Raw genomic sequence first — 13,985 nt, forward strand, 5'->3', positions numbered from 1 at the left:
AACCGCCATTCTATCCATCGGCGCCGGATCGGCGGCGACACGCGTGACACGCGGGCCGCCCCGGCGCTCCGTCGATGCGCCGCTCAGGCCACCTTGTCGGCGATCCGGTAACGCTCGAGCCAGTGCGCGTACGGCGCAGGCAGCGTCCACGACGGGCGTTCGACGCCGAGCTGCTTCGCTGCGTAGTACGGCCAGTGCGGATCGGCCAGGTGCGCGCGGCCCACCATCACGAGATCGAGCTGCGCTTCGGCGACCACGCGGTTCGCCAGCTGCGGCGTGTCGATCCCCCACGCGGACGACACCGGCAGCCCGGCCTCGCGGCGCACGCGCTCGGCGATCGGCGCGAGGAAGGCCGGCCCCCACGGAATCTGGGCGGCGGGCGTCGAGAAGCCGACCGACACGCTCAGCATGTCGAGCCCTTCCTGCTTCATCCGCTGCGTCAACGCGATCGATTCCGCGAGCGTCTCTTCGTCGCGGCCGTCGTATTCGATCACGCCCAGGCGCGCGGTCAGCGGCAGATGTTCGGGCCAGACCTTGCGGACGGCCGCGAGCGTGTCGACGAGGAAGCGGCCGCGGTTTTCGGCCGAACCGCCGTATTCGTCGGTGCGTTGGTTCGAATGCACCGAGAAGAAGCTCTGGCCGAGATAGCCGTGTGCGAAATGCAGTTCGAGCCACTCGAAGCCGAGGTCTCGCGCACGCTTCGCCGATGCGACGAAGTCGGCCTGCACGCGGGCGATGTCGTCGTGCGTCATTTCACGCGGCACCTTCGGCAGGTGCGCACCGAACGGTACGGCCGACGGCGCGATGGTCGGCCAGCCGTGCGGGTCGCCGTCGGCGATATGGTCGTCGCCTTCCCACGGCCGGTTCGCGCTCGCCTTGCGGCCCGCGTGTGCGAGCTGAATGCCGGGCACCGAGCCCGCCGCCTTGATCGCCGCGACCGACGGCGCGAACGCTTCGGCCTGCGCATCGTTCCACAGCCCGGCGCAGCCCGGCGTGATGCGTCCTTCCGGCGACACGGCCGTCGCCTCGGCGATCACGAGGCCCGCGCCGCCCCGTGCGATGCCGGCCAGATGCACGTGATGCCAGTCGTTGACGACACCGTCTTCGGCGACGTACTGGCACATCGGCGGCACCGCGATGCGGTTGCGCAGCGTGACATCCTTGAGTTTGAACGGTTCGAACAGGGCAGACATCCACGACTCCTTTGCTTGGTTCTGCAAAACGGCTGGAAATGCGGCGCGCGGTGCGCGCGACGCAACGATTCGGGCCGTCGGCGGGCCGGTTGCGCCCGGCGACGGAGGGGAAACGGCGCCGGCCCGGCCGGCGTCATGCATTACCGGCGGCCGAGCTTCGCGAGCAGCGCCTCGGCGGCGGGCTCCGACGACGCGGGGTTCTGCCCGGTGATCAGCAGACCGTCGGTGACGACATGCGGCGCCCAGTCGGCGCTGCGCTCGAATTCCGCGCCGTTGGTCTTCAGCATGTCCTCGACGAGGAACGGCACGACTTCGGTCAGCTCGACCGCGGCTTCCTCGCTGTTGGTGAAGCCCGTCACGCGCTTGCCGCGCACGACCGACTCGCCGGTCTGCGGGTTCTTCACGTGCCGCAGCACGCCCGGCGCATGGCAGACGGTCGCGACCGGCTTGCCGGCCGCGAGCGCACGCTCGATCAGGCCGATCGAATGCAGATCCTCGGCGAGATCCCACAACGGGCCGTGGCCGCCCGGGTAGAACACGGCGTCGTAGTCGTCCACCGACACGTCGGTCAGCTTGTGCGTCGACGCAAGTTCGGCCTTGGCCGCCGCATCCGCGTCGAAGCGGCGCGTCGCATCGGTCTGCGCAGACGGATCGCTGCTTTTCGGGTCGAGCGGCGGCTGGCCGCCCTTCGGCGACGCGAGCGTCAGCTCGACGCCCGCATCCTTGAACGTGTAGTACGGCGCGGCCAGTTCCTCGAGCCAGAAGCCGGTCTTCTTGCCGGTGTCGCCGAGCGTGTCGTGCGAGGTCAGGACAACCAGAATCTTCATGATCGGACACTCCTTCGAAATTGAACGGGGGAACGGGGCCGCGCAACCGGAGTCGGCCGGTCGGCGCGGCACGCCTGTCGGTTAGTCAGCGCTGGCGCGTCAACGTGCGATTCATCGAGTCGAATGCCCTCCGCACCTATTAGACCAGTCGTCTAGGAGCAAACCAAATAAAACGACGGCGTCTCGCTGCCTGGACAGCATCGCAGCGCGACATGGCATTTTCGCGTCTTGGCTGTCCGGGCCCGAATACGTCGTCGCATTCACGGGACGGATGATAGCGTCGAATTAGACCGGTCGTCTAGCGCAACGGGCATTCGCCCCTGCCGGCGTCATGGCCTTTTCGTCGACCCGCGCGGAACGCGGGACACCGCCCGGCAACGTTCGCGGCCGATTCCGCCGCGCTCCCGCGCCGGCTGGCCGTGCAGCGGGCCGTCGGTGTCGCGTGCCTCGATGGCGGGCGCCTGTGCGTCCCGACAGGCGCGGTTCGCACGCTCCCGTCCGGCAGATGACGGGGACCGTCCGCCCGGGGAGTTGCATCGCCCGGTGACGGCCCCGTCCGTGTCGCGGATCAGAGCAACCCCATTCCGCCCGACGCGATGATTTCTGCGCCGACGATGAACGCCGATTCCGCCGCGCTCAGGTGCAGCACCGTCGACGCGATTTCTTCCGGCGTGCCGAAGCGGCCGACCGGGACGAGGCCCTTGATCTTGTCCGCCGTCTCGTCGAGCGTCGCTGCATCGAGCCCGAGCTTGCCGTACAGCGGCGTCTGCACCGGCCCCGGGCTGACGACGTTCACGCGCACGCCATGCGGCAGCAGCTCCGTCGACAGCGTCTTCGCGAACGAATTGACCGCCGCCTTGCTCGCCGCATACACCGACGAGCCGGGCATCCCGATGTGCGCGTTGATCGAGCCGTTGATCACGATCGACGCGCCGCGGTTCAGCAGCGGCACGAGCGACTGGATCTGGAAATACGCGCCCTTCACGTTGGTGTTGAACACGAGGTCCCACATGGCCTCGTCGCTGTCGGCGAACGGCGCGAGTTTCGCGACGCCCGCGTTGATGAACACGGCGTCGAGCCGTGCGCCGGCCGTCGCGATCGCGTCCGCCAGCGCGCGGGCCGACGCGACGCTGCCGGCGTCGTTGCGAATCGCCAGCGCACCTTCGCCGAGCGTTTGCCGGGCGGCTTCCAGCATCTCGATGTCGCGTCCGGTGATGATGACCCGCGCACCTTCAGCCGCGAATGCCCGGGCGGCTGCCAGGCCGATGCCGCTGTTGCCGCCCGTGACGAGGACCGTTTTTCCTTCGAAGCGTTGCATGATGTTCTCCTGTGAACCGGTGAGTTGACCGTGAACACAGGATGCGCGCGGCGCCCGGCCGTGCCGTACGACGGGCGCGACGGACATGTTCGAAAACATCGAACATGTTTGGGCGCGCCGATTCAGCCGGTCACGTCGATCCCGTCCAGCAGCCGCTGCGCGAGTCTCGGCTCGTGCAGTTGCTCGAGCCACCATTGCAGCGCACGGCCGTCGCGGTCACCGTGCCACGCGACATACAGCAGGTTCGGCTCGCGTGGATCGGCCGTCTGCTTCTCGACCAGATCACCGCGCGCGAGCAACGACGTCACGCGCCGGCGCGGCACCCAGCCGACGCCGAGTGCGTCGCGCTGCGCGAGGATCTTCGCGCGCATCGACGGCACCGCGAGCACGGGCTGCCCGCCGAGCAGCCCGTACGCACGGCCGGCCGCCCGCCGCGACGAATCGGCGACGACGACCGCGCGATGCGCGCCGATCGCGTCGCGCGTCAGCACGCCGCTCGCGGATGCCAGCGGATGGCGCGGCGACACCGCGAACACCCACTCCATCGCGCCGAGCTCGAACCACTTGAAGCCCGGAATCGCCGGCGGCTCGTTGGTCGCGCCGACGACCAGATCCGCGCGGCCGTCGCGCAGCGCTTCCCAGGTGCCGCCGAGCACCTCGTGCGTGAAACGCAGCGACACGCCCGAATCGAGCGCGTCGAATGCGCGGACGACCGGCAGCAGCGTATCGAACTCCAGAACCTCGTCGCTGACGATCCACAGCCGGTCCTCCCAGCCGCTCGCGACCTGCCGCACACGCTGCGTGAGCCGCGCGACGTCCAGCGCCAATCGCACCGCCTCGTCGGCCAGCACGTGCCCGGCCGGCGTGAGCTGCAACCGGTAGCCGCGCCGGTCGAACAGGAGCGCGTCGAACCGCGTCTCGAGCTGGCGCGCCGCGTGCGACACCGTCGACGGCGCCTTGCCGAGCCGCGCGGCCGCACGCGACAGGCTGCCGGTGGCACGGATCGCATCGAGCAGCGCCAGTTCGTCTTCGGACAGCATGAGGTCGCTCCGGGGTGAGGTTGTCGTGGATCGTAAGGCAGCCGCGGGCTGCGGTCCAATCGGCCGGCGGCGGCTGGCGCCCGTCGCGGGAATGAGCGGCCCGGCCGGCATCGCGCCAAGCCGCTCGCCACCCCGAACCGCCGCTGGCGCAGCCGACTTCCGGTATGCTGATCGGCACCAAATCACCCTGATCGAGGTAACCACTGCGATGGACATCGCGATCCGCATCGAAGGCCGTCACGACCTGACCGGGCAAATCTTCCGGCAACTGCGCACCGCGATCGTCGACGGGCGTCTCGCGAGCGGCGCGCGGCTGCCGTCGACGCGCGACCTCGCGAAACAGCTCGGCGTGTCGCGCAAGACGACGCTCGATGCGTTCGAGCGCCTGGTCGCCGAGGGCTACCTGAATACGCGCGCGGGCGACGGCACGTTCGTCGCCGATGGCCTCGCGCGCGTGCCGCACGCCGCGGCCACATCGGCACCGTCGATCGTCGAGGACACGCCGCGCGTCAGCGCGGTCGACGCACGCGCGCTGTGGAACGACCTCCCCGACGCGCTCGCGATGCCCACGCCGCAGGATTCGCCGGGCTTCGACTTCCGCGGCGGCGTGACCGACAAGACGCTGTTCCCGTTCGATGCGTGGCGGCGCTGCCTGCATCACGCGCTGCGCCAGCAGGCGCGCGGCCCCGGCCAGTACCACGACCCGGCCGGCGATCCGCAGCTGCGCGGCGCGATCGCGCGCTACGTCGCGTTCAGCCGCGCGGTTGGGTGCAGCTGGGACGACGTGCTCGTCACGCAAGGCGCACAACAGGCGCTCGACCTGCTCGCGCGTGTCGTCGTGCGCCCCGGCGACGTCGTCGCGGTCGAGGATCCCGGCTATCCGCCCGCGCGCGCCGCGTTCGCGTCGCTCGGCGCGACGGTGATCGGCGTGCCGGTCGATGCGCACGGCCTCGTCACCGAACGGCTGCCCGACGAAGCGCGGCTCGTCTACGTGACGCCGTCGCACCAGTTCCCGCTCGGCATGCCGATGACGCTCGATCGCCGCGTCGCGCTGCTCGAATGGGCGCAGCGGCGCCGCGCGGTGATCATCGAGGACGACTACGACGGCGAATTCCGTTTCGAAGGCCGGCCGGTCGAATCGCTGAAGAGCCTCGACCGCACCGGCCTCGTCGCGTACGTCGGCACGTTCTCGAAGACGATCTTTCCCGAACTGCGGATCGGTTACGCGATTCCGCCGCGCGCGCTGCGCGGCGCGCTGGCCAAGGCGAAGCAGATCGTCGACTGGCACACCTGCACGCTGACGCAGGCGGCGCTTGCGCGCTTCATGCTCGAAGGCGATTTCGCCCGGCACCTGAAGCGCGTGCAGAAGCACTACGACGCGCGCCGCAAGATGCTGATCGCGCACCTGCGGGGCGAACTCGCGCCGTGGTTCGACACGATCATGCCGACGGCCGGCATCCACCTCGCCGCGCACCTGAAACCGGGGATCGACGAAGCGGCGCTGGTCCGCGCAGCGCGTGCGCAGGACATCGGCCTGTACGGGATCTCGACGTTCCATGTCGGCGTGCCGGTCCGCGCGGGGCTGCTGTTCGGCTATGGCGGCATCGACGCGCTGCGCATCGACACGGCACTCGCGAAGCTGGCCGGGCTGCTCGGTTCGGGCATCGCCGGCGAGCCGTCACTGGTTACCTGAATTTCCGCAAAATTGGCTATTCAAGCAGGCCAGTCCGAGTCTTAAAGTGGGTCCTGTCGCGCCACCCGGGCGCTACCCAACCGAACAAGGACCTGCCATGCAACCGCGCCTGAACTTTTATGCCGCCAGCCCGAATGCAATCAAGGCAATGCGCAACGCCGAGGAATTCCTCGCGAAGAGCTCGATCGAGAAGCCGCTCGCCGAACTCGTCCGCCTGCGCGCGTCGCAGATCAACGGCTGCGCGTTCTGTGTCGACATGCATACGACCGACGCGCGCAAGGGCGGCGAAACCGACCGCCGTCTTGCAACCGTCGTCACCTGGCGCGAAACGCCGTTCTTCACCGAGCGCGAACGCGCGGCGCTGGAATGGACCGAGGCGCTGACGCTGGTGGCCAGCAACCACGTGCCGGACGCCATCTGGGAAGCCGTGAAGCCGCACTTCACCGACGAGGAGCTGTTCGACCTGTCGATGCTGATCGCGACGATCAACTCGTGGAACCGCTTCGCGATCGCGTTCCGCAAGATGCCCGAGTAAGGGGGCGACGATGATCCGCTCCCCGCTCCATCGCGTCGTTTCGTGCGCCGCGCTCGTGCTCGGCGCGGCGCTGCCGGCCGCCGCCCAGGCGCACGACGCAGGCGACAACGTGCATGCCGTCATGCAGCAGGCCGTGCCCGAAGCGCCCGGCAAGCTCGTCGTCGTCGCGACCGTCGACTATGCGCCCGGTCAGGCGTCCGACGCGCACAAGCACCTCGGCTCGGTATTTGCCGTCGTGTCGAAAGGCGAAGTGCTGTCGCAGGTGAACGGCGGTCCGTTGCACCGCTACCGCGCCGGCGAAGGCTGGTACGAGGCGCCCGGCTCGCGCCACCAGGTGTCGCGCAACGCGAGCGCGACCGAGCCCGCGCAGCTCGTCGTGTTCGGGCTGACCGGCGAGCACGCGCCGCTAACGTCGCCGATCGATCAGTAATCCCGTTCCGGGGCGCGTGCGACACCTCGTGCGCGCCCCGCTCCGCCACCGGCTTCCCCGCCGGTTCGTCACCGTTTCCCGTTAACTGCTCCCTACACGACACCGGCCGCGCACGGCCCGCGGCCACGTCGCACCGCGCTCGCCCGCGCGCCGCTTCGACGCCCGTCCGATCCCGGTCAAGCGCGGCGAAAACCCTTCCTTGAAATTAACTAACTCATCAATTAGCGTCGATTTCATGAGCGCGAAATCGACAGACCCCAAGCCGCGCGGGCGCCGCCCGTCGGTGGACGATTTCGACCTGCGCGGCCACATGCTCGACGTCGCGATCCAGTTGTTCGCCGAGCGCGGCATCGCCGCGACGACGGTCGCGCAGATCGCCGCCGCCGCCGGCGTCACGTCGGCGATGGTCCACTACTACTTCACGAACCGCGAGCAACTGCTCGACGCGATCGTCGAGGAGCGGCTCGCGCAGGTCATCGCGTTCGTCTGGCGGCCGACCGAACCGCGGATCGAGAACGATCCGTTCGCGCTCGTCGCCGAACTCGTCGACCGCTTCTTCGACGTCACGCACCGCATGCCCTGGCTGCCGTCGATCTGGCTGCGCGAGATCGTCCACGAAGGCGGGTTGCTGCGCGAGCGGATGGTGCGGCGCATTCCGCTCGAACACATCGGACGCTTCGCCGAACGCATCCGCGCCGCGCAGCAAGCCGGCACATTGAACCCCGCGCTCGAACCGGCGTTCCTGTTCCACTCGATCATCGCGCTCGTGATGCTCCCTCTGGCCACCGCGAAACTGTGGCAAAGCGCGCGCGGCCTGCCGCCGATCGACCGCGACGCGCTGCACCGGCATGTCCGCGCGCTGCTCGGCTCGGGCGTGCAGCCGCCCGCCGCCGCGCCGCGTACGCCGCAGGCCCCGTCGCCTCGGAGGCCGTCGTGAACGCGGCTCACGTGCTGCCGCTCGCGCTGACCGCCGCCGTCGCGCTGCTGGCCGGTTGCGGACGCTCGACGGACAACGGCGCGACCTACCAGGGCTATGTCGAAGGCGAATTCGTGTACCTGTCGTCGTCACAGTCGGGCACGCTGACGCAGTTGCCGGTCGAACGCGGCCAGGCCATCGCCGCCGGCGCGCCTGCATTCTCGCTCGAAGCCGCCAGCGAAACGGCCGCGCTGCTGCAGGCGCAGCATCAGCTTGCGGCCGCCCGCGCGCAGCTGGCGGACCTGCAGACCGGCAAGCGTCCGCCGGAAATCGCGGTCACTCAGGCACAGCTCGCGCAAGCCAGCGCGCAAGCGGCACGGGCCGCCGCGCAACTCACGCGCGACGAACACCAGTACGCGGCCGGCGGCCTGTCGAAGCAGCAGCTCGACGATTCGCGCACGTCCGCGCAGACGACGGCCGCGCAGATGCGCGAACTGCAGAAACAGGTCGACGTCGCGCGCCTGCCGGGCCGTGCGCAACAGGTCGCGGCACAGGCCGCGCAGGTCGACGCCGCGCAGGCGGCGGTGGCCGAAGCGCAATGGAAGCTCGACCAGAAGCGTGTCGCCGCACCGGCCGCCGGGCGCGTGTACGACACGCTGTACCGGGTCGGCGAATGGGTGCAGGCCGGCAATCCGGTCGTGCAGATGCTGCCGCCGCAGAACCTGAAGGTGCGCTTCTTCGTGCCGGAAGCCGCCATCGCCTCGCTCGCGCCGGGGCACACGGTCGCGATCCATTGCGACGGCTGTGCGGCCGACGTGCCCGCGCGCATCACCTACGTGTCGAGCGAGGCCGAATACACGCCGCCCGTGATCTACAGCAACGAGAGCCGGACCAAGCTCGTGTTCATGATCGAGGCGCGCCCCGCCGCCGCTGACGCACCGAAACTGCATCCGGGCCAGCCCGTTGCCGTGAGCGTGCGATGAACGCGCCGTCTGCCCCGTACGCGATCGACGTCGACCGGCTGAACAAGCGGTTCGGCGACAAGCACGTCGTGAAGGACGTGTCGCTGCGCGTCGCGCGCGGCGAGATTTTCGGCTTCCTCGGGCCGAACGGCAGCGGCAAGACGACGTCGATCCGGATGATGTGCGGGCTGCTCACGCCCGATTCGGGCAGCGGCACCTGCCTCGGCTACGACATCGTGCGCGACAGCGCGCAGATCAAGCGGCGCGTCGGCTACATGACGCAGCGCTTCTCGTACTGGGAAGACCTGTCGATTCGCGAGAACCTCGATTTCGTTGCGCGCGTGTACGGGATGCGCGACCGCAAGGCGGCCGTCGCGCGTGCGCTCGACGGGCTCGGCCTCGCGAGCCGCGCGGACCAGCTCACGGGCGCGCTGTCGGGCGGCTGGAAGCAGCGTCTCGCGCTGGCCGCGTGCATGCTGCACGAGCCCGAGCTGCTGCTGCTCGACGAGCCGACCGCCGGCGTCGATCCGGCCGCGCGCCGCGACTTCTGGGAGGAACTGCACCGGCTCGCCGCGCAGGGCATCTCGGTGCTCGTCAGCACGCACTACATGGACGAAGCCGAGCGCTGCCACAAGCTCGCGTATATCGCGTACGGCGAACTGCTCGCGCAGGGCACAGCGGCGGAGATCGTCGCGTCGCAGCACCTGTCGACGCGCGCGATCACCGGCGAGCGCCTGGCCGAACTGTCCGCGCGGCTGCGCACGATGCCGGGCATCGACCAGACGGTCGTGTTCGGTTCGGCGCTGCACGTGAGCGGCCGCGATCGCGCGCGGCTCGACGCGACGCTCGAACAGGTTGCGCGCGATACCGCTCTGCACGTCGCGCCGATCGACACCGGGCTCGAGGATGTGTTCATCTACATGATGGGCCGCGCGTCCGCGCCGCCCGGCGGGGTGTCGTCATGAACGCGTGGTCGAGCCTGCGCGAATCGTTCTCGGTCGCGCGCTGGTGGAGCATCGTGCTGAAGGAGTTCCTGCAGCTGCGCCGCGACCGCGTGACGTTCGCGATGATCGTCGGCGTGCCGATCATCCAGCTCGCGCTGTTCGGCTTCGCGATCAACACCGATCCGAAGCACCTGCCGACCGCCGTGATCGTCGCCGACGCGAGCCCGTTCGCGCGCAGCTTCATCGCCGCGATGCGCCATTCCGCGTACTTCGACATCGTCGCGACGCTGCCCGACGAAGCGGCCGGCCGCCATGCGCTCGCCCGCGGCGACGTGCAGTTCGTGCTGAGCGTGCCGGCCGATTTCTCCCGGCGGCTGTTGCGCGGCGAGCACCCGTCGCTGCTCGTCGAAGCGGACGCCACCGACCCCGTCGCCACCGCGTCGGCGATCGGCGCGCTGCCGGGCCTCGTGCAGCCGGTCGCGGACAAGGACCTGACGGGCCCGCTCGCGCGCCTGAACGGCCGCCCGGCCGCGTTCGACGTCGTGCTGCACCGGCTCTACAACCCCGAAGGCATCACGCAGTACAACGTCGTGCCGGGCCTGATGGGCGTGATCCTGACGATGACGATGGTCATGATGACGGGCCTCGCGATCACCCGCGAACGCGAGCGCGGCACGATGGAGAACCTGCTCGCGACACCCGTGCGGCCGCTCGAGGTGATGACGGGCAAGATCGTCCCGTACGTGCTGATCGGGCTGATCCAGGTGTCGATCATCGTCGCCGCGTCGCGGTTCGTGTTCGAGGTGCCGTTCGTCGGCGGCGTGTTCGCGCTCTACCTGTCCGCGCTGCTGTTCATCGCCGCGAACCTGACGGTCGGCATCACGCTGTCGTCGCTCGCGCAGAACCAGTTGCAGGCGATGCAGCTCGCGGTGTTCTATTTCCTGCCGAACATCCTGCTGTCGGGCTTCATGTTCCCGTTCGCCGGGATGCCGAAGTGGGCGCAGTTCATCGGCAACCTGCTGCCGCTCACCTACTTCAACCGCCTCGTGCGCGGCATCCTGCTGAAAGGCAACGGCTGGGCCGACCTGTGGCCGTCCGTGTGGCCGGTCGCGCTGTTCACGGTCGTCGTGATGGGCATCGCGCTGCGCTTCTACCGGCGCACGCTCGATTAGGCGGCCCGCGATGAAACCGGCCTCGCGTCGCCCCGCCCGCACTGCCCACGGCTGCGCATTGGCCGCCGCCGCGTTGCTCGTCGCCGGATGCGCGGCCGGGCCGGATTTCTACACGCCGGATGCACCGGCCACGCAGCAGTACACACTGGGCGAGCCCCCCGCGACCACGGTTGCCGCCAGCGGCCCGGCCGGCGACGCGCAGACGTTCGCGCCAGCCGCCCACACGCCGCAACGCTGGTGGACGCAGTTCCACTCCGAACCGTTGAACCGGCTCGTCGACACCGCTTGGCAAAACAGCCCGACGCTCGCCGAAGCACGCGCGCGGCTCGACGAGGCACGTCAGAACCACGCCGCCGAAGCCGGCGCGACGATGCTGCCGCGTGTCGACGCGAACCTGTCCGCCACGCGCGAGCAAGTCGATACCACCGCGTTCGGGCTGCCGGCCAGCGTGCCGAGCCCGGGACCGTTCACGCTGTACGACGCGTCGGTGAGCGTGTCGTATGTGCTCGACGTGTTCGGCGGCAATCGGCGTGCGCTCGAAGCGCTGCGCGCGCAGGTCGACTACCAGGCCTTCACGCTCGACGCCGCGCGACTGACACTCGCGGGCAATGTCGTCGCCACCGCGATCTTGCGTGCATCGCTTGCGCAACAGGTCGCGCTCACGCGGCAGCTCCTCGACGCGCAGGCACGCCAGTTGCGGATCGTCGAAGCGCGCTACGCGGCGGGCGGCGTATCGCTAGCCGACGTGCACGCGCAACGCGCGCTGCTCGCGCAGACGCGGGCGTCGTTGCCGCCGCTCGCGGCCCGTCTCGCACAGGCCGGCCACCGGCTTGCGATCCTGCTCGGCGCGCCGCCGTCCGACGCCACGCTGCCCGACCTCGCGCTCGATGCGCTCGCGCTGCCGCGCACGCTGCCCGTCGCACTGCCGTCGACGCTCGCGCGCGAACGGCCCGACATCCGCGCGGCGGAAGCCGTGCTGCACCAGGCGAGCGCGAACGTCGGCGTGGCCGCCGCGAACCTGTATCCGCGATTGTCGATTTCGGCGGGAATCGGTTCGGAGCGCACGCGCATCGCGGATATCGTCAGCGGGCTCAATGTGTGGAATGTCGGTCTCGGCCTCACACAGCCGCTCTTTCACGGCGGCGAGCTGCGCGCGAAGAAACGCGCGGCCGAAGCGGCATACGACGCCGCGTTCGCGAGTTATCGGGACACCGTGCTGCTGGCGCTGCAACAGGTGGCCGACGCGATGCGCGCGGTCGAGCACGATGCGGCTGCCTTGCAGGCACGGGACACGGCCGCGCAGGAAGCGGCGGCAAGCCACGCGATTGCCGGTGACCGTTACGCGGCAGGCGGAATCAGCACGTTCGACCTGCTCGACACGCAGCGGCAGGCGCTGCAGACGGCGCTCGACCGCACGCGCGCGCAGGCCGACCGGCTGGCCGACACGGCGGCGCTGTTTCAGGCGCTGGCGGGAAGCTGGACGGACGATGCGACACAGTGATCGGGCCGTGGCGCCGCCCGCGCACGACCTGGCCGATGCCGCACGACGGCTGACGCATCAAGCGTGCCGCCCATAAAAAAAACCGGCCCGAAGGCCGGTTTTTCATACCGCATGCCGCAAGCGGCGCTCGCGCGCCGCGCGACATCAGAAGCGGTGGATCAGGCCGACGCCGAGGCCGATCTGGTTCTGCTTCGAACCTGCGCCCACGCCGTCGCCGATCGACGTCGTTGCCGCGATGATCTTGCCTGCGTTCAGCGTGTTGCCGCTCGAATGCTGGTAAGCCTCGACTGCGTACAGGCCCGTGCGCTTCGACAGGCTGTAGTACTGCGACAGCGTGACCTGGTGGTACTTGGCCGAGCTCGTGATGCCGTTCGACTGCGTTGCCGCCGTGTACGAGTAGCCCGCCGCGAAGTCCCACTGAGCCGCTGCCTTCCAGTGCAGCACGGCGCCTGCCGTGTTGAAGATGGCCGTGTTGCGGAACGACGAGCCAACGCCCGGCGTGTACTGCACGTTCGAGTACGACGCCGAAATGTCCCATGCCGGCGTGAACTGGTAACCCGCCGTCACGGCGATACGCTGCTGCGATTGCGCGGTCGCGTAGCCGTTGTTGATCGACGAGACTGCCGGCTGGTTGCCGTCGCCCGTTGCCGTCAGGCCGTTCTGGACCGTCGAGTTCGCGCCCCACACGCCGCCACCCAGCGTCGCGTTGTTGACCTTCTGGTAGCCGACGGCGATGCCTGCCGGGCCGTTCAGGTACTGGATCGCCGCGCTCCACGTCGAGCCGCGGTTCGTCGCGCCTGCGACGCCGCCGAACGAGTACGAACCGCCGACCGTGAAGCCGTAGAACTTCGGCGACATGTACACGAGCGAGTTGTTCGCGCGGTAGCTGGTATCCAGCGAATCGATATCGCCCGGGTGCGCGCCGTAATAGCCGGTCAGCCAGGTCGTCGGGCTGTACGGCGACAGCAGCGTGTAGTACGCGGTGTACTGGCGGCCGGCCGTCAGCGTACCGTACGTGGCGTTGGTCATCCCAACCCATGCCTGGCGCGTGAAGATGCCGTTGGTCCACTGCGACGAGCCGTTAGCCGTGTTGACGCCGGCTTCCAACTGGAAAATCGCCTTCGTGCCGCCGCCGAGATCTTCGCTGCCCTTCAGGCCGAAGCGGCTGCCTGCCCACACGCCGGTGGACATTTGCACCTTCGAGTGACCACCCGTCGTCGCGCCCGTGGCCGACGAGTTGTTCTGGTAAGCGATACCGTTGTCGACGATACCGTACAGGGTCACGCTGCTCTGGGCGTGGGCAGCGGTAGCGGCTGCAAGGCCCACTGCCGTCATGGCGAAAGCGACGCGCTTTTTCATTGATTCTCCGTCCTCAAAGAATGATTTCTTTTCTGGTGTGGTTTTATGACTGACACATGTGCGAGTACATGCCGACGCGATTCTGACGGATTACC

General features: G+C 69.2%; 13 protein-coding genes. 8 read left to right on the forward strand and 5 right to left on the reverse strand.

The genetic code is table 11. The features are described from left to right. Positions 1 to 83: 83 nt before the first annotated feature. The 4 genes from ACWMMN_RS25025 to ACWMMN_RS25040 all read right to left on the reverse strand — a co-directional run bounded on the left by ACWMMN_RS25025 (position 84) and on the right by ACWMMN_RS25040 (position 4,378). Positions 84 to 1,193 carry an NADH:flavin oxidoreductase/NADH oxidase gene (locus tag ACWMMN_RS25025; protein WP_059240686.1) on the reverse strand — a complete coding sequence of 370 codons (1,110 nt, stop codon included), beginning with the start codon at positions 1,191 to 1,193 and terminating at the stop codon, positions 84 to 86. Between the two features lie 140 nt (positions 1,194 to 1,333). Continuing rightward, positions 1,334 to 2,020: a type 1 glutamine amidotransferase domain-containing protein gene (locus ACWMMN_RS25030; RefSeq protein WP_059240687.1), complete on the reverse strand. Its 687-nt coding sequence runs from the start codon at positions 2,018 to 2,020 to the stop codon at positions 1,334 to 1,336. A 568-nt stretch (positions 2,021 to 2,588) separates the two neighbouring features. Then, complete coding sequence (locus ACWMMN_RS25035) at positions 2,589 to 3,338, reverse strand: SDR family oxidoreductase (RefSeq protein WP_059240688.1); 750 nt, start codon at positions 3,336 to 3,338, stop codon at positions 2,589 to 2,591. A gap of 122 nt (positions 3,339 to 3,460) precedes the next feature. Next, on the reverse strand, positions 3,461 to 4,378 hold the full coding sequence (locus tag ACWMMN_RS25040; RefSeq protein WP_486423259.1) for a LysR family transcriptional regulator: 918 nt from the start codon (positions 4,376 to 4,378) through the stop codon (positions 3,461 to 3,463). Positions 4,379 to 4,586: 208 nt separating this feature from the next. Between ACWMMN_RS25040 and pdxR the strand changes: the two genes are divergently transcribed. From pdxR to ACWMMN_RS25080, 8 genes are all read left to right on the forward strand, one after another. Then, the gene (gene pdxR / locus ACWMMN_RS25045) at positions 4,587 to 6,071 is read left to right on the forward strand and encodes a MocR-like pyridoxine biosynthesis transcription factor PdxR (RefSeq protein ID WP_486423260.1); all 1,485 of its coding nucleotides are present in this window, start codon (positions 4,587 to 4,589) and stop codon (positions 6,069 to 6,071) included. A gap of 97 nt (positions 6,072 to 6,168) precedes the next feature. Beyond that, positions 6,169 to 6,606 carry a carboxymuconolactone decarboxylase family protein gene (locus tag ACWMMN_RS25050; RefSeq protein ID WP_342704743.1) on the forward strand — a complete coding sequence of 146 codons (438 nt, stop codon included), beginning with the start codon at positions 6,169 to 6,171 and terminating at the stop codon, positions 6,604 to 6,606. A gap of 10 nt (positions 6,607 to 6,616) precedes the next feature. Next, a complete protein-coding gene (locus ACWMMN_RS25055; RefSeq protein ID WP_059240692.1) occupies positions 6,617 to 7,036 on the forward strand; it encodes a cupin domain-containing protein in 420 nt (139 codons plus the stop codon). Between the two features lie 235 nt (positions 7,037 to 7,271). Beyond that, complete coding sequence (locus ACWMMN_RS25060; RefSeq protein ID WP_174992255.1) at positions 7,272 to 7,973, forward strand: TetR/AcrR family transcriptional regulator; 702 nt, start codon at positions 7,272 to 7,274, stop codon at positions 7,971 to 7,973. Beyond that, positions 7,970 to 8,935: an HlyD family secretion protein gene (locus ACWMMN_RS25065; RefSeq protein ID WP_486423261.1), complete on the forward strand. Its 966-nt coding sequence runs from the start codon at positions 7,970 to 7,972 to the stop codon at positions 8,933 to 8,935. The genes ACWMMN_RS25060 and ACWMMN_RS25065 overlap by 4 nt, the downstream gene beginning before the upstream one ends. Next, positions 8,932 to 9,879 carry an ABC transporter ATP-binding protein gene (locus ACWMMN_RS25070; protein ID WP_174992257.1) on the forward strand — a complete coding sequence of 316 codons (948 nt, stop codon included), beginning with the start codon at positions 8,932 to 8,934 and terminating at the stop codon, positions 9,877 to 9,879. The genes ACWMMN_RS25065 and ACWMMN_RS25070 overlap by 4 nt, the downstream gene beginning before the upstream one ends. Beyond that, positions 9,876 to 11,030, forward strand: coding sequence for an ABC transporter permease (locus ACWMMN_RS25075; RefSeq protein WP_059240695.1), 1,155 nt, complete (start codon positions 9,876 to 9,878; stop codon positions 11,028 to 11,030). Before ACWMMN_RS25070 ends, ACWMMN_RS25075 begins: the two co-directional genes overlap by 4 nt. Before the next feature lie 10 nt (positions 11,031 to 11,040). Continuing rightward, on the forward strand, positions 11,041 to 12,531 hold the full coding sequence (locus ACWMMN_RS25080; RefSeq protein WP_486423262.1) for an efflux transporter outer membrane subunit: 1,491 nt from the start codon (positions 11,041 to 11,043) through the stop codon (positions 12,529 to 12,531). A 144-nt stretch (positions 12,532 to 12,675) separates the two neighbouring features. Here ACWMMN_RS25080 and ACWMMN_RS25085 read toward each other — a convergent pair whose 3' ends face one another. Further along, positions 12,676 to 13,890 carry a porin gene (locus ACWMMN_RS25085; RefSeq protein WP_059240697.1) on the reverse strand — a complete coding sequence of 405 codons (1,215 nt, stop codon included), beginning with the start codon at positions 13,888 to 13,890 and terminating at the stop codon, positions 12,676 to 12,678. Positions 13,891 to 13,985: the final 95 nt, after the last annotated feature.

The sequence above is a fragment of the Burkholderia cepacia complex sp. TUM26381 genome (genome assembly GCF_057439935.1).